At 65.1% G+C, this 15384-nt stretch carries 9 protein-coding genes; 1 reads left to right on the forward strand and 8 read right to left on the reverse strand.

Going from position 1 to position 15384, the window contains the following annotated elements:
• Nucleotides 1–27: 27 nt before the first annotated feature.
• Entirely contained in the window at nt 28–915 is an 888-nt protein-coding gene (gene mmsB / locus H7995_RS11955; RefSeq protein WP_166590344.1) for a 3-hydroxyisobutyrate dehydrogenase, read from the reverse strand.
• A gap of 13 nt (nt 916–928) precedes the next feature.
• Nucleotides 929–2455 carry a CoA-acylating methylmalonate-semialdehyde dehydrogenase gene (locus H7995_RS11960; RefSeq protein WP_166590343.1) on the reverse strand — a complete coding sequence of 509 codons (1527 nt, stop codon included), beginning with the start codon at nt 2453–2455 and terminating at the stop codon, nt 929–931.
• 149 nt (nt 2456–2604) lie between these two features.
• On the opposite strand from H7995_RS11960, the gene H7995_RS11965 reads away from it, so the two are divergent.
• Nucleotides 2605–3552, forward strand: a complete 948-nt coding sequence (locus tag H7995_RS11965) for a LysR family transcriptional regulator (protein WP_185818407.1) — start codon at nt 2605–2607, stop codon at nt 3550–3552.
• Here the strand turns inward: H7995_RS11965 and yfiB are convergent.
• The 6 genes from yfiB to recC all read right to left on the reverse strand — a co-directional run bounded on the left by yfiB (nt 3549) and on the right by recC (nt 15281).
• The gene (yfiB, locus tag H7995_RS11970) at nt 3549–4052 is read right to left on the reverse strand and encodes an outer membrane lipoprotein YfiB (RefSeq protein WP_185818408.1); all 504 of its coding nucleotides are present in this window, start codon (nt 4050–4052) and stop codon (nt 3549–3551) included. The two genes, H7995_RS11965 and yfiB, sit on opposite strands and share 4 nt — an antisense overlap.
• A gap of 4 nt (nt 4053–4056) precedes the next feature.
• Nucleotides 4057–5325, reverse strand: coding sequence for a diguanylate cyclase DgcN/YfiN (gene dgcN, locus H7995_RS11975; RefSeq protein ID WP_185818409.1), 1269 nt, complete (start codon nt 5323–5325; stop codon nt 4057–4059).
• Complete coding sequence (yfiR, locus tag H7995_RS11980; protein WP_166590332.1) at nt 5322–5897, reverse strand: regulatory sequestration protein YfiR; 576 nt, start codon at nt 5895–5897, stop codon at nt 5322–5324. The genes dgcN and yfiR overlap by 4 nt, the downstream gene beginning before the upstream one ends.
• A 146-nt stretch (nt 5898–6043) precedes the next feature.
• Nucleotides 6044–8146, reverse strand: coding sequence for an exodeoxyribonuclease V subunit alpha (gene recD, locus H7995_RS11985; protein WP_185818410.1), 2103 nt, complete (start codon nt 8144–8146; stop codon nt 6044–6046).
• Nucleotides 8143–11832, reverse strand: a complete 3690-nt coding sequence (gene recB, locus H7995_RS11990; RefSeq protein ID WP_185818411.1) for an exodeoxyribonuclease V subunit beta — start codon at nt 11830–11832, stop codon at nt 8143–8145. Before recB ends, recD begins: the two co-directional genes overlap by 4 nt.
• Nucleotides 11832–15281 (reverse strand): exodeoxyribonuclease V subunit gamma, encoded by a 3450-nt coding sequence (gene recC, locus H7995_RS11995; protein WP_185818412.1) that lies wholly within the window; start codon nt 15279–15281, stop codon nt 11832–11834. Before recC ends, recB begins: the two co-directional genes overlap by 1 nt.
• Between the last annotated feature and the right edge of the window lie 103 nt (nt 15282–15384).

Below are 15384 nucleotides of genomic sequence, written 5' to 3' on the forward strand. Positions count from 1 at the left end.
AGGTTTTTATGCGTGGCCGTGGTACTTTTACTGCGGCTTGCGGTAGCTGTTGATGATGGCCGAGAAATCCTGGCCACCTTCACCGCGCAGGCTCATGGCCTGGTACAGCTGCTGGGCCACCGCGCCCAGTACCACGGGCTGGTGCGCCTGACGGGCCGCTTCGGTCGCCAGGCCCAGGTCCTTGAGCATCAGCTCGGCACCAAAACCGCCGGTGTAGCCGCGCGACGCCGGCGCGGTTTCCACCACCCCAGGCCAGGGGTTGTACATCTCCGAACTCCAGCAACGGCCAGTCGAACTGTTGATGATCCCTGCCAACACGCCGGTGTCGATCCCCAGCGCGTCGCCCAGGGCCATGGCTTCACTGACGCCGACCATGGAAATGCCCAGCAGCAGGTTGTTGCAGATCTTGGCGATCTGCCCGGTGCCGACTTCACCGCAATGCACGATGTTGCGGCCCATCTGCGCCAGTACCGGTTGCAGGGTGGCGAACAGCTCCACCGTGGCGCCGACCATGAAGGTCAGGGTGCCGGCCGCCGCGCCGCCGGTGCCGCCGGACACCGGTGCATCGGCCATGGTCACGCCCTGCTTGGCTGCCGCTGCGGCGACATCGCGGGCGGTCTGCGGGTCGATGGTGCTGCAGTCCACCGCCGGGACCCCTTTGCCGATCCCCGCCAGTACGCCGTCTTCACCCAGCCAGACGCTGCGCACATGCACGGCGGCCGGCAGCATGGTGATCACCAGTTCGGCGCCCTGCGCGGCTTCACGGGCGGTGGCACTGATGTGCCCGCCCAGTTGCTCCAGCTCTGCCAACACCGCCTTGTTCAGATCGACCAGGTTCAACGAGTGGCCGGCCTTGATCAGGTTGCGCGCCATCGGCGCGCCCATGTTGCCCAAACCAATAAACGCAATCTTCATGATGTGGGGCTCCTTAGCGCAGGTTGATGGTGGTGTTCACACCGTCGTTGACGCTGTTGTCGTCAAACCAGCGGCTGGTGACGGTCTTGGTCTGAGTGTAGAACTGCACCACTTGCTTGCCGTACGGGCCCAGGTCGCCGAGCTTGGAGCCACGGGAACCGGTGAAGCTGAAGAACGGCACGGGTACCGGGATCGGGATGTTGATGCCCACCTGGCCGACGTCGATTTCGCTCTGGAACTTGCGCGCCGCCGCTCCGCTCTGGGTGAACAGGCCGGTGCCGTTGCCGAACGGGTTGGCGTTGACGAGGGCGATCGCCTGGTCGAGGGTGTCGACTTCGAGCACCACCAGCACCGGGCCGAAGATTTCCTGGGTGTAGATCTGCATGTCGGTGGTCACCCCGGAGAACAGGGTCGGGCCGACGAAGTTGCCTTGTTCGAAGCCCGGGACGCTGATGTCGCGGCCATCGAGTTCCAGCTTGGCGCCTTCCTTGATACCGCTTTCGATCAGGTCGAGGATCCGCGCCTTGGCGCGCTTGGAGATCACCGGACCGACGTCGGTGCCTGGCTCACTGCCGGCATTGACCTTGAGTTTTTGCGCCAGCGCCTTGAGGTCCGGCAGCCATTGCTTGGCCGCCCCCACCAGGACCACCACCGAGGTGGCCATGCAGCGCTGACCGGCTGCGCCGAAACCGGCACCGACCAGGGCGTTGAGCGTTTGCTCGCGGTTGGCATCGGGCAGTACCACGGCGTGGTTCTTGGCGCCCATCATCGATTGCACGCGCTTGCCGTGTTTGCCGGCCAGGTCGTAGACGTGGGTGCCGACTGCGGTCGAGCCGACGAAGGATACTGCCTTGATGTCTTTGTGGGTGCACAGTGCATCCACCACGTCCTTGCCGCCATGCACCACGTTGAGCACACCGGCCGGTACGCCGGCTTCGATCGCCAGTTCCACCAGCAGCAAAGTCGACAGCGGGTCCTGTTCGGACGGCTTGAGCACGAAGGTGTTGCCGCAGGCGATGGCCATCGGGAACATCCACAGTGGAATCATCGCCGGGAAGTTGAACGGGGTGATACCGGCGCACACGCCGATTGGCTGGCGCAGGGTGTAGGTGTCGACGCCGCCAGCGACGTTCTCGGCAAACTCGCCCATTTGCAGGGTGCCGATGGAGCACGCGTGCTCGACCACTTCCAGGCCACGGAAAATGTCGCCTTCAGCGTCGGCGATGGTTTTGCCCTGCTCGGCACTGAGGACCACGGCGATGCGTTTGGAGTGTTCGCGGATCAAGGCCTGGAGCTTGAGCATGATGCGCATCCGCGCGCCGATCGGGGTCAGCTTCCAGGTCTGGAACGCACGATGGGCGGCGTCGATGGCAGCGTTGACTTCTTCAGCGGTGGCGAACGGAACCTTGGCCAGCACTTGCTGGGTCGCCGGGTTGACGATGTCGTGCCATTCGGTGGTCTTGGACTCGACCCATTGACCATCGATCAACAGCTTGGCCGTTTGCACGGTGGTTTCGTTGGGCGTGAGGGATGCGTTCATGCTGGTCTCCGGGACTTATAGTTATGCTGGGAGCCAAGGCGAACAAGCCGCCTTGAGATGAGGCGTGGACCGCGACGTGGTGGGCGGACTGTTTTTGGAGTATAGATGTGCAAACTTCTAATAAGAACCCACATAAAAGCCGGTCCAACATGCAAAAAAACATCACATCCTTGGGCTCCCTGAACTGGGATGACTTGAAGTTTTTCCTTGAAGTCGCCCGCACCCGCAAGGCCAGCACGGCCGCCAAACGCCTGGCCGTGGATTACACCACCGTGTCGCGGCGCATCAGTTCCCTGGAAGGAGCCCTGGGCACCCTGCTGTTCGAGAAGTCGCGGACCAACGGCTTTGTCCTCACTGCCGAGGGCCAGCGTCTGCTGGGTTATGCCGAGTCGATAGAAAGCACCCTGCACATGGCGTGCGAGCAGGTGTCAGGTTCGGGGGTGGCGTTGTCCGGCCATGTGCGCATGGGCTGCACCGAAGGCTTTGGCAGCTTTTTCATCACGCCGCAGTTGAGCCACTTCGTCGACGCCTACCCGGCGATCTCGGTGGACATCCTGCCGCTGCCGCACTTCATCAGCCTGTCCAAGCGCGAAGCAGACATCGTCATCGCCCTTGAGCGCCCGGAGCACGGGCCCTATGTCTGCTGCAAGCTCTGCGACTACCGCCTGCAGCTGTACGCGACCCAGGACTACCTCGACCAACACCCGCCGATACGCCGCCCGGCGGACCTGGCCCAGCATCAGTTCATCAGTTATGTCGACGACCTGGCCTTCAGTTCGGAGCTGTTGTACCTGGCCAACGTCCTGCCCGGCGCCAGTGCCAACCTGCGCAGCACCAGCGTGATCGCCCAATTCGTCGCCGCGCAGCAAGGGCGCTCGCTGGCGATCCTGCCGTGCTTCCTGGCGGCCCAGGATGCACGGCTGCTGCCGGTGCTACCGACAGAAATCAACATCACCCGGCAGTTCTGGATGTACTGCCGCGAGGACCTGCGCAAGCTCAAGCGGATTACCCTGTTGTGGGACTACATCCGTAACGTGACCGAGCAGAACCAGGGGTTGTTGATGGGGGAGACCCGCCAGATGCACTTTGCCGATTAGTCAGCGCTGACGACGATGGCCACGCGGCGGTTTTCGGTGCGGCCGCTGGCGGTTTTGTTCGAGGCCACCGGTACGCTGCTGCCGAGGCCGCGCAGTTGGATGTGTTCTTCAGGCATGCCGACGCGGGTCAGTACGTTGCGCACGCTCTTGGCGCGGCGCATGGACAGTTGCTGGTTGTAGGCTTCTTTGCCGGAGGCATCGGTGTGGCCGTCGACTCGCACGTGGTCGATCCCAACCCCCAGTAGCGCCTTGCCGATGCGCTCGACAATTTCCGTGCTCTGCACGTTGAGGCTTTCCACGTCGCTGCCGAACAGCACCTTGCCCGACAGGCCAAACGCCCAACCTTCGTCTGTCAGTTCGAACCCTTGCTGTTTGAGCACGGCGATCTGCGCGGCGGTCAGGCCTTTTTGCGGCGCCGTCTGGCACCCGCTCAAGGCCAGCACGGCCATGAACAGGGTCAGGGTGAAGAATCGAAGGGATCGCTGGGTCACTGAGAACACGAGGTTAGCTCCTGGTTTTAAGATGGGCGGCAAGGTGCTCCGACCGTGCCGTGTATTGCCCGCCTCGGGAGAGGCGTTTGGCCTGGTACATCGCCGCGTCGGCGGCATGTAACAAGGTGCCGGGGGTGGTGCCATGATCCGGGTACAGCGCGATCCCGACACTCAGCGAGGTCTGGACCGAGGAGCCATCCGGCAACTGCACCGGCAGTGCCATGCTGGCGATGATTTTGTCGGCAATGCGCTCGGCATCTTCGGTCTTGTGCAGGGGGGTCAGCAGCACGGCAAATTCATCGCCACCGAGCCGCGCCACCAGGTCTTCTTCGCGCAATTGCGCGCGTACCCGGGTCGCCACCGCCACCAGCACCGCATCCCCGGCCGCGTGCCCGTAGTTGTCGTTGATGCCCTTGAACCGGTCGCTGTCGAGAAACAGCACGGCCACTCGCTCGTTGTACTTGCTGGCACTGCGCACCGCGCGCGCCAGCCGCCCTTCGAAGAAGGCCCGGTTGGGCAAACCGGTGAGGCTGTCGTGATTGGCCTGGTGCGCCAGGCTTTCGTTTTCGCTCTGCAGGTGGGTCTGCCAGGACTCCAGTTCGTCGAGCAGGGCATTGAAGTCGTTGCCCAGGCTGTCCAGCTCGGCGATGCGCGCCGGCGGCACGCGCCGGTCGAAGGCCCGTTCGCTGCGGGCCGCGTGCGCCACTTGCGCCAGGCTGCGCAACGGCCCGGTAATGCCCTTGAGTTGCCGCCTGGCCAGGAACAACGCAACCCAGGCGCTGAGGGCGCTGCACAGGATAACGCCCGCCAGGCCGCTGAGCAGGAAGCGCATCAGGCTGCTGCCATGGCCGACGATCAGGATGCTGCCGACTTCCCGGTCCTGATGGACGATGGGCATGCGGATCGGCTCTTCCAGCAGGTGGCGGGCGATCTGCAGCTCCAGTGCCGAGACCAGGCCGCTTTCCCTGCGCTGCCAACGGGCCAACAACTGGCCCTGGGCATCGAACACCTGCGCGTCGGCCACCTCTTCGGTGGAGGCGATCAAGGCCAGTGCTTCGTTGGCGGCGACCTTGTCGTTGAACACCACCGCCGCTTCCACGGTGTAATTGATGGAGCGGGCGATCAGGTGCAGGTTGTGATCGGCATACACCCGCAATGCCAGCACGCCGAGCACGGTCAGGGACAAGCTGGTCATGGCCACCCCGACCAGCGCCACGATCAGGTTGCCCCGACCAATGACCGAACGCAGGGTCGGACGCCCCTCTCGGTTGAACAGGTTCATGGCGCAACCGCCTTGCGGCGCGAGAGTTGCAGCACGCTGGGGTGAATGCGCACGCCGCTGCGCGCGACCGAGTCGAGGTTGACCTCGAACGAGACCTGCTGGTCACTGACCCGCAGACAGAACAGGCTGCCCACCGCGCAGTGCTCGTCAGCCTCGCTGATGCTCAGCACCGGGTGCCCGGACAACGAGGCGAACAGTTGACTGCGTTCCTCGGCGGTCATTTCACCGATATAGACCGCATCACATTGACTGGCGATGGCCGGGTAGCTGGCCAACAGTCGGCGCACGACCACCGGACGCCCCGTGGCCTGGGTGGTGCCCTTGACCAGGTCGTCGGTGTATTGGGTGGGGCCGAGGAGGCACAGGCGCAATTGGTCGGGTTCGACGGGCCAGCGGGCGTAGCTGAGAATCCCCAGGACCACCTGGGTCACCGAGCGGGCACGCTGCTCGGCCATGCTGGCCGGCAATTGGCTCTCGGCGAACAACTGCGCGCTGAACAAACAGAGAATCCCGGCCAGCACCAAGCGCTTGCAGCTCATCATGGATTCTGTCGTCCAGACAGCCAGCTTCATGCGGGGATTCTCGTTGATTGCGACAAAATGATGCCGCAACGATAGCACAGCACCGATACCCGGGCGAGGACGCCCCGCCTGCCAGCTGGCGGGGCTATCCCGTTTATAGCCGTGCGGGGGAGACGCTCAGGAAACTGACTGGTCGATCATCTATCGCTGTCGTCCGCCAGTTCCAGCATCAGCCCGCTCAAGCGCTTGACCTTGCGCTTGACCGCTTCTTCGAACACCCCGCTGCGCGACTCGATCAGGCTGAACCAATCCTTGGCCCGGGTGATGCCGGTGTAGATCAGTTCCTTGGTCAGCACCGGATTGAGGGCGTCCGGCAGGATCAGCGCGGTGTGGGCGAATTCCGAGCCCTGGGATTTGTGCACGGTCATGGCGTACACGGTCTCTACATCGTTGAGCCGACTGGGCAGCACAAACCGTACCCCGCCCTGCCCGTCGTTGCGGGCAAAGGCCACACGCAGCACCTGCTTGCCGCCAGGCAGGGCATCACGCTCAGGCAATTTGAGGGCGATGCCGATGTCGCCGTTCATCAGGCCCAGGCCGTAATCGTTGCGCGTCATCAGCACCGGACGCCCTTCGTACCACTGCTGATCGCTGTCGATCAGCCGGGCCTTGAGCAGCGCCGCGGTGATGCGCTGATTGAGCCCCTCGACGCCCCAGGGGCCCTTGCGCACTGCGCACAGCAGCTGGAACGCGTCGAAAGCCTGCAATACCTGCCGCGCCCAATCCGTCCACACCTGATCTTCAGGCGCGGCGTCCGGGCTTGGGCGCTGGTGGCGCAACAGGCTCAGGTAGTGCCGGTAACCCTGCGGTCCGTCGCCGTGACCTTCCAGCAACAGGCGCTCCAGGGCCCGGTCCTGCTCGCCCTTGAGCGCCAGGACAAACAGGTCGGCGTGACTGCGGGCTGCCAGTAACTTGCGCGCCTCCTCGGCGTGCTGTTGGTTGACCCAGCGCGCCAACTGGCCGATGCCACTGCCTTCGCCGAAGCGCCGCGAGTGGCGCAACATCACCACTTGCTGCGCCAGCGGATGGCTGGCGTCGAGGTCTTCTTGCAGGCCGCTGCGGCCCAGGTCTTCCGCGCTGACCGCTTCCAGCCAGGCCCGGGTCTGCGGGCTGTAATAGCCAGCTTCAGCATCCCGGCACAGGTCGCCCAGCACGGCACCGGCTTCCACCGACGCCAGTTGGTCCTTGTCGCCCAGTAGCACCAGGCGGGCATGGAGCGGCAAGGCGTCGAGCAGATTGGCCATCATTTCCAGGTCGATCATCGACGCCTCATCCACCACCAGCACGTCCAGCGGCAGGCGATTGCCGGCGTGATGGCGAAAGTGCCGGGTGCCGGGACGGCTGCCCAGCAGGCGGTGGACGGTGGTCACGTCAGCGGGGATCTTGTCCCGGACCGCGTCGGCGACCTGCAGGCTGCGCACTTGCTGGCTGATGGACTCGGTCAGGCGCGCGGCCGCCTTGCCCGTCGGCGCCGCAAGGCGAATGCGCAGCGGCTTGCCCGCCTCTACGGCAGGCGCCTGGAGCAACGCCAGCAAACGCACCACGGTGGTGGTCTTGCCGGTGCCCGGCCCGCCGGTGATGATGCTGAAAGCACTGCGGGTCGCCAAGGCGCAGGCGAGCTTCTGCCAGTCGATCGGCGCCCCGGCGCGTGCCTGGCCGAACAGCCCGGCCAGGCGCTCGGGCAGGTCGGCCGGGGTCGGTTCGGCGGCCATCAGGCGTTGGCGCAGCGCCCGGTCGATGCGCCGTTCGTAGGCCCAGTAGCGGCGCAAGTACAGGCGTTTGCCGGACAACACCAACGGCCGCTGCATGGCGCCTTCACAACCATCGGCGGCCAGCGCCACCAACGGACTGGAGGCCAGCACCTTGCACCAGTGTGCGCCGTCCAGGGCTTCGAGCAATTGCGAGGGCAGCAGTTGGGCACCGGTCTGCACGTCGCCTTCCGGTGGCAAGGACAGGGCGAAGTCCGGCGCCTTGAGGGTCTCGAACAGGTCGAGGCAGACGTGGCCGTGCCCCAGTTGGTGACTGGTCAAGGTCGCCGCCAGCAACACCAGTGGATCGTCGTGCGGCGCCCGCTCGTGGAGGAAGGCGACAAAGGCTTTGTCCAGCGCGCGCAGCCAGCCGCGCTCGACCCAACGTTCCAGCAACAGCAACAAATCAGTGGCGCTGCTCAGGGGTTGGAGTTGCGCCAGGCTCTCGGCCGTCAGCGGCGTGGGCAACAGGTCGGCAAAGGAACGGTTCATAGCAATACACCCTGCTCCCAGGCCGGTTCAGGCTTGGCCTCTGGTTTGCCCTGGAACAAGCGGTCCAGGCGTTCGATCAGTTCGCGCGGCGGGCGGGCGAAATAGGCGCCCTGGCTCGCCGCCCGGGTACCGCGCAAAAACAGGTACAGGGCGCCGCCCATGTGCCGGTCGTAGTCGTAGTCGGCCAGGCGCGCCTTGAGTTGGCGATGCAGGGCCAGCAGGTACAGCACGTATTGCAGGTCGTAGCGATGGTCGAGCATCGACTGCTCCATGGCCTGCTCGGTGTAGGCCGAATCATCGCTGCCCAGCCAGTTGGATTTGTAGTCGGCCACGTAGTAGCGCCCGGCGTGCTCGAACGTCAGGTCGATAAAGCCCTTGAACATGCCATTGAGCAGCATCGATTCGGCCCCCACCCGGGCGACGCCGCCGTGGGTGTATTGGCGCACCAGTTCGTCGAGCTTGAGCACATCGACTTTATGGCTGGCGAACCAGAATTCCATCTCGATCCGGTACTCGCGCAGGTGTCCGAGGACCACCGGCGGTTGCTCGGCGCCCAGGCGCAGCGGGACCTGCAGCAGGTGTTGTAGCCAGTCGCTCAGCGTGACGATCCAGCCCTGCCAGCCACGACGGTTGCAGCGCCGGGCAATCGCGTCTTCAATCGCCTGCGGGTCGGCGCTGAAGCCTTCGTCACCGGCCCACTCCAGCAGGCCGTGGAGGAAGGTGCCCGGGTTGGGCCCACGCGGGAAGCGATGGATGTCGCCGCCACTGGCCTGGACTTCACGGGGGGCATCGGGGTCGAGGCGTTCGTCATCGAACAGTTTTTGCGCCTGGGCACTTTCCGGGGCTTCCTCGCTGGCGGCCGAAAGGCTGTCGCCAATGCGCAGCCCGCTGTAGGAGGCGATCCACCAGTTTTCCGCGGCCTTGCGCTTGGGACTGAGCGCTGCCAACAACCGTGCGGCGTTGCGCGGCGGCTGGTACTGCTCGTCGCTGGCGGCGGGCATCGGCTGATGCTGCAACGCCGCACACCCTTGCTCCAGCGCTTGCAGCCAGGCTGACAAGCCAGCGGACTGCCCCAGCGCGGCACCGCCGCCGAGCACATAGCCCAGGGCCGAGAGGTGCAATACCGAGCTGTTGCTGTTGCCCCGTTTGAGGTCGGCGACACCGAGCCAGCACGCATGCTGGGCCCGGGTCAGGGCGACATAGAGCAGGCGCAGGTCTTCGGCCAGGCGTTCATGGTCGGCCAGGGCGATCAGCTCGGGCGTCGGGTTCAGGGTGACCTGGGGTTTGCCGCGCTCATCGTGGTAGTGCAACGGCAGGCGGCTGCCGTCCACTGGCTTGGCCGAGCAGATGAAGGGCAGGAATACCAATGGGTACTCCAGGCCCTTGGACTTGTGGATGGTCACCACCTTGACCAGTTGCTCGTCGCTTTCCAGGCGCAGGATCTGCTCTTCACCCGCCTGCCCGGACAACGCCAGGTGTTCGGACAGGTGACGGATCAACGCCTGTTCGCCGTCGAGTTCGGCGGCAGCCTGTTGCAGCAGTTCCGAGAGGTGCAGCAGGTTGGTCAGCACCCGCTCGCCATCACTGCGGGCGATCAGCACCTGCGGCAACTGGAAGTCGTGGAGCAGGCGCCGCAACATCGGCAGCACGCCCTGCTTGCGCCAGACTTCGCGGTATTGGCGAAACTGCATGACCCGCGCCTCCCAGGCCAGTTCATCCTGGTTCAGGCGCTCCAGGTCGCTCAGCGACAGATTCAAGGTGGTGCTGGCCAGGGCCGCCCGCAGCGGGCGCTCGACATCCGGCTCGGCGCACGCCTTGAGCCAGCTCAGCAGGTCATGGGCCTCCTGGGCGGCGAACACCGAGTCCTTGTCCGAGAGATAGACGCTGCGTACGCCGCGCGCCGATAACTCCTGGCGCACGGCCTGGGCTTCCTTGCCGTCGCGCACCAGGATCGCGATGTCGGCCGGCAACAAGCCCTTGAGGGCCTGATTGTCGCGGACAAAACCCGCCCGCCCCTGCTGGCCGCCATTGAGCAATGCGCTGATTTGACTGGCGCAGGCCGCGGCCAGTTGCTGACGATAGACCACCCCGGACAGCGCCTGCTCGCTGGGCAGATGCCAGAGGTTCAGCGCCGGCACGGCCTGGCCGTCGATCTGCAACGACTCCTTGCGCCCCTGGGACGCGACCGGGGCAAAGGGCACCGGGTTGTCACCGTTGGGCTCGCGGAACAGAAACGCGCCTCGGCCCTGTTCTCGCTGTTCGGCAGTCTGGAACACATGGTTCACCGCCGCGACCATGCCGTGGCTGGAGCGGAAGTTGGTGCCCAGGGTATGCAGGCGGCCGGTGGTGGCCTGGCGGGCGCGCAGGTAGGTGTAGATATCGGCGCCACGGAAGGCGTAGATCGCCTGTTTTGGGTCGCCGATCAGAAACAGTCCGCACGCCGGGTCGTTGTCTTCGATGCGGTAGATGCGCTCGAAGATGCGGTACTGCACCGGGTCGGTGTCCTGGAACTCGTCGATCAGCGCGACCGGGAACTGTTCGCGGATCAAGGTCGCCAGGCGCTCGCCGCCCTCGGCCTGCAAGGCCGCGCGCAGGCGCAGCAGCATGTCGTCGAAGCCCATTTCGGCACGCTGGCGTTTCTCTTCCTCAAAACGCGCGCCCACCCACTGCGCCGCATGTTTCAACACGGCGGCGTCCGGGGTCGGCAGCGCATCGAGCCGGGCCTTCAAGCCGGCCATGGCGTCCAGCCCGGGGTGGTCCGGCGCCTGGCCTTTCCAGGCTTCGGCCATGCCCTCGGGCGTCAGGCGGGTGAAGCCGGTGCCGATGTCCAGTTGCTCAAGGGATGGATCCTCGGCCCAGGCGCTGATTTTCTCGAACCAGGGCTCGAAGTAGCGTGCTTGCATCTTGCGCCCGTCGACGGCCTTGCTGGCGACGCCTTGCAGGCAGATGTCCCGCAGCTCCTGTGCCCAGACCGGCCAGGGCGCCTTGAGCGTCACCAGGGCCTCACGTCGCTGCTCAAGGCAGGCGGCGATCAACTGCTGCGGCGGCTCGCCTTCGATGCTGTCGCGCTCACTGTCGAACAAGCCGCGCACCCGCGCGAGCAACGCGGCAGGTCCACCCCAGTTGGCGCGGACCCAGTTCAGCGCATCGCCCTGCATGGGATAGCAATACAGGCGCCAGTAGTCGCGCACCACTTCGCCGAGCAGATCGCTGTGGTCGGTTTCCAGGGATTGGGTAAACAGGCTGCCACTGTCGAAGGCATGTTCGCGCAGCATGCGCTGGCACCAACTGTGGATGGTCGATACGGCAGCCTCGTCCATCCACTGCGCGGCGATGTCGAGGCGGTTGGCACAGCCGGGCCATTGCTCAGCGCTGTACTGGTCGCGCAAGTCGGCAATCAGGCTGTCGGGGGCCGGGGTCTCGTCGCGGAAGAACCGTGCGGCTTCGGCCAGGCGCGTGCGGATTCGCTCGCGCAGTTCCTTGGTGGCCGCGTCGGTGAAGGTTACGACGAGGATCTGCGGCGGCAACAGTTCGCGGCCAAAGCCGCTGGCGGCATCGCCATGGCCGAGTACCAGGCGCAGGTACAGCGCGGAGATGGTGAAGGTCTTGCCGGTACCGGCGCTGGCTTCGATCAATTGGCTGCCGCGCAGGGGAAACGCCAGGGCCAGGGGCAATGTCGCGGTCATCAATTGGACTCCTCGCCGGTGAGTGAGCGCCAGGGCGCAACGAGCAATGGCCGGTAGAGCGCTTCGCACCAGCCGTCAAAGGTCTCGTCGGCCAGCAGGGCGTTGTAGTCAGGGAACTGGCGCGCCAGGGCCGGGCTCTCGCGGCGCTCGCCCTCGGAGGTCTGGCCATCGCCTTCGTAGGCCTTGCGGGCAGCGGCATCGGCCTTGAGCGGGTCGGTCTGCCCAAGCCAGGCGAAGGCGGTCTTGACGGCGATGGGCAGGGGCTGGCGCATGCCCGCTTGCCAGGCTTGCATCAGCTCACCCAGGAGCTGCTCGGCGTGGGGCTGGTCCAGCGGGTCCAGCAGCAGGCTGTCATCACTGGCGACCAGCCCGGTGGTCATCGACAGACCGCTGGCACAGGCCACCAGGTGATTGACCCAGGGCCGGATCAGGCGATGCCATTTGCGCGTCTTGGGCGAACCGATGCTGTTGGGAATGCTGGTGACCGTCAGCAACCCGCCATCGCTGCGCTGATGCAGGCCCCCCAACCAGCCTTCCAGGCTCACGCCCTGCAGGTTCAACGACACGGGCAAGGCGCTGGTCAGCGGCGTTGGCCACAACTGCAGCAGGTGTTGATAACGCTGCAGCAGGTCCGGCAGGGGCTCGATCAATTCACGCTGCAGGCACTCGCCAAAACCGGCCATGGGCAGCAAGCCGCTGTCCTGCAGGCGCTTGGCCTGGGCCAGCAACGCAGGTTCGGGTTGATCCAGATGGCCGAGGGCGGCGGTCAGCAGGCTGTCGCTCAGGCTGTAGCGCTGCAAGGCATCGAGGACGAAGGGTTCTTCGTCGGCCAGCGGCGCTTCAGCGGCTTCGAAAAACACTTTCAGGCGCTGGCTGAAGAAGTGCCGGACCGGGTTGCGCAGGAAGTCCTGGAGCTGGCCCAGGGATAACGGTTCTTCCTGCACGTAGGGGGCCAGCAGGGTCGACGTTGGTTGGGCCGCGTGCTCTTCGTGCAGCAGTTGCCACTCCCGGGCATAGCTGAACAGGCCGTCGCCTTCATGGAAATAACGGGCGCTGAAGGGTTGCAGCGGGTGCTCCTGGGTCAGCGCGTGGAGCAGTGCATCGAGCTCGCCGGCGAGTTTCCAGCCATTGGCCAGGTGGTCACGCAACTGTCCGATCAACACGGAGGCAGGGCGCTCGCTGTTGTCGCGGATGCTGCGTCCGACCCAACTGATGTAGAGCTGGTCGCGCGCCGAGAGCAAGGCCTCGAGCAGCAGGTAGCGGTCATCTTCGCGCCGTGAACGATCGCCGGGGCGGTAGTCGCTGCCCATCAGGTCGAAGTCCAGCGGTGGCTGGGCGCGCGGGTAGTCACCGTCGTTCATGCCCAGCAGGCAGACCAGCTTGAAGGGGATGGCGCGCATCGGCATCAGGGTGCAGAAGTTCACCGCGCCGGCCAGGAACCGTTGAGACAGCCGGCCCTGGTCGAGGCCGGCCAACCAGGCTTCGCGCACCACTGTCAGGGGCAGCGGGTCGTGCAGGCCGACCGACTCGCAGGTCTCGAGCCAGGTTTCGCGCAGTAACTCCAGCTGGGCCAGCAGGTAGTCATCGTGTTCGTTGCTGGCCAGGAAAAACAACTGCATCAGCGCTTGCAAGCGGCTGCCCCATTGCTCGGGGGACGCAGCCTGGCTGAGTTCATCGTGGGCGATCTGCAAGGCATCAAGCAAGGCCACCAGGGGGCCGATCAACGCTGCATCCAGGCCGCCGATTTCATCGTAGGGTTCGATGCCGTCGCAGGCCTGACCGCTGCCCACCGCGTAGCCGAGCAGCATGCGCCGCAAGCCGAAGCGCCAACTGTTCTGCTCCAGCGCGTCGGGCAGGCCGAGGCCGGCGCGTTGCTCGGCGCTCATGCCCCAGCGGATCCCGGCGCCTTCGATCCAGCGATGCAGGGTCGGCAGGTCGCGCTCCTCCACCCCGAATCGCGCACGCAAGGCAGGCACGTCCAGCAGGTCGAGGATTTCGCTGACCGGGAAACGGCTGTCGGGCAACTTCAGCAGATGCTCCACGGCAATCAGCAGCGGATCACGGCCGCGCTGGCCCTGGTCGGTGAGGGTAAATGGAATGAAGCGCGGATCCGTGCGCTCCAGTTGCCCGAATACCGCACTGATGTGCGGCGCGTAGCTGTCGACGTCCGGCACCATCACGATCACGTCCCGCGGGCGCAACTGGGGGTCGGCACTGAAGCGGGCGAGCAACTGGTCATGGAGGATCTCGACTTCCCGTTGCGCGCTGTGGGCGATGTGAAAACGGATCGACTCATCCTGCGCCAGATCCACGGCGGGCCACAGCTCGCGAGTTTCGCTCAACGGACGTAATTCGAGGATGTCGTCCTGCAGTTGGTTGAGCAGGGTCTGCGGCTGGCTTTCGCTGAACAGGTCGATACGCCCATCGCGAAAGGCCGAGCGATAGCTGTTGGGGTCGTCATAGCTGTCGAGCAGGTTGATGTAGTCGCGGCCTTGCTTGCCCCACGCTGCCAGCAGTGGGTGAGCGTGCTGATGCAGGGTTTGCGGATCGAGCACCACCGGCATCCCGGCCTTGCGCGCCTGACGCTTGTATTGGTGCCGTAACAGGTCTTTATCGGCGACGATGTCTGCCCAATGGTGTCGGCAAGGGTTATGCACACAGAGCAGCACCTGGCTGAAACGGGCCAGTCCGGCGAGGGCTTCCAGGGCCTGGGCGGGCAGTGAGGAAATACCAAAAACGATCACCCTGGACGGTAATCCGGCCGGCGCGGTGTCGAGCCGGGTGATGGTTTCAATGAAGCGCTGGTGAACTCCGGCACGGCTCTGCGCCATGCCTTGTTCTCCGACGTCGAGCAATAGCGCACGCCACAGTTCCGCCTGCCAGCAGTTGGCGGGGGTGAGCGGCTTGCTCTCGCCTCGGCCGTTGCGCAGTTGATGGCGCCCGGCGGCCCAGTCTTCCAGCCAGTCGGCTCGGTAGACCTGGTACTGGTCGAACAGGTCGGCGAGGCGCTCGGCCAGTTGGTAGCGTTTACGCAGGTCGGTGTCGTGAGTCAGGAAACGCTGCAGCGGTTCGAAATGTGGCTGGTCGATCAGTTCGGGCAACAGGCGCATCAGTCGCCAGGTCAGGGGGGCTTTGTCCAGCAGCGACTTGGCGGGAATTTCGGCGCGTCCCAGGACCAGGCGGTACAACTGCCACATGAAGCTGCCGGGCAATTGCACATCAATGGCTGCGGCAATACCGCAGCCCCCCATGTCGTCTTCTTCCGGGTCTTCGGCCAATGCCAACTTCAGCCATTGAGCAATGCCGTTGCTCTGCACCAGGGCGATTTCGTTTTCCAGGGGCGCCAGCGGATAACGCCGCATCCAACTGACCACCAGGCTACGCAGTTCATCCAGGCGGTTGCCGTGAACCACCATAAAACCAGTACTGAGTAGCGAGCCGTCCGCCATGAGTGCTTCCTTGGATAAGTGCCTGAGCCAGGGCCGAACCTTAGCATTTTGTGGCAGCCGGGTGCCGCCCGAAAGGGGCGCTGGAGGGTGCGCACTTTCTCGT

The sequence above is a fragment of the Pseudomonas kielensis genome, from assembly GCF_014236655.1.
Lineage (GTDB): Bacteria > Pseudomonadota > Gammaproteobacteria > Pseudomonadales > Pseudomonadaceae > Aquipseudomonas > Aquipseudomonas kielensis.

What these genes read in the sequence shown, in the direction of transcription:
- mmsB (WP_166590344.1), bottom strand. Translation starts at nt 915, where the DNA reads ATGAAGATTGCGTTTATTGGTTTGGGCAACATGGGCGCGCCGATGGCG.
- H7995_RS11960 (WP_166590343.1), bottom strand. Translation starts at nt 2,455, where the DNA reads ATGAACGCATCCCTCACGCCCAACGAAACCACCGTGCAAACGGCCAAG.
- H7995_RS11965 (WP_185818407.1), top strand. Translation starts at nt 2,605, where the DNA reads ATGCAAAAAAACATCACATCCTTGGGCTCCCTGAACTGGGATGACTTG.
- dgcN (WP_185818409.1), bottom strand. Translation starts at nt 5,325, where the DNA reads ATGAACCTGTTCAACCGAGAGGGGCGTCCGACCCTGCGTTCGGTCATT.
- yfiR (WP_166590332.1), bottom strand. Translation starts at nt 5,897, where the DNA reads ATGAAGCTGGCTGTCTGGACGACAGAATCCATGATGAGCTGCAAGCGC.
- recD (WP_185818410.1), bottom strand. Translation starts at nt 8,146, where the DNA reads ATGAACCGTTCCTTTGCCGACCTGTTGCCCACGCCGCTGACGGCCGAG.
- recB (WP_185818411.1), bottom strand. Translation starts at nt 11,832, where the DNA reads ATGACCGCGACATTGCCCCTGGCCCTGGCGTTTCCCCTGCGCGGCAGC.
- recC (WP_185818412.1), bottom strand. Translation starts at nt 15,281, where the DNA reads ATGGCGGACGGCTCGCTACTCAGTACTGGTTTTATGGTGGTTCACGGC.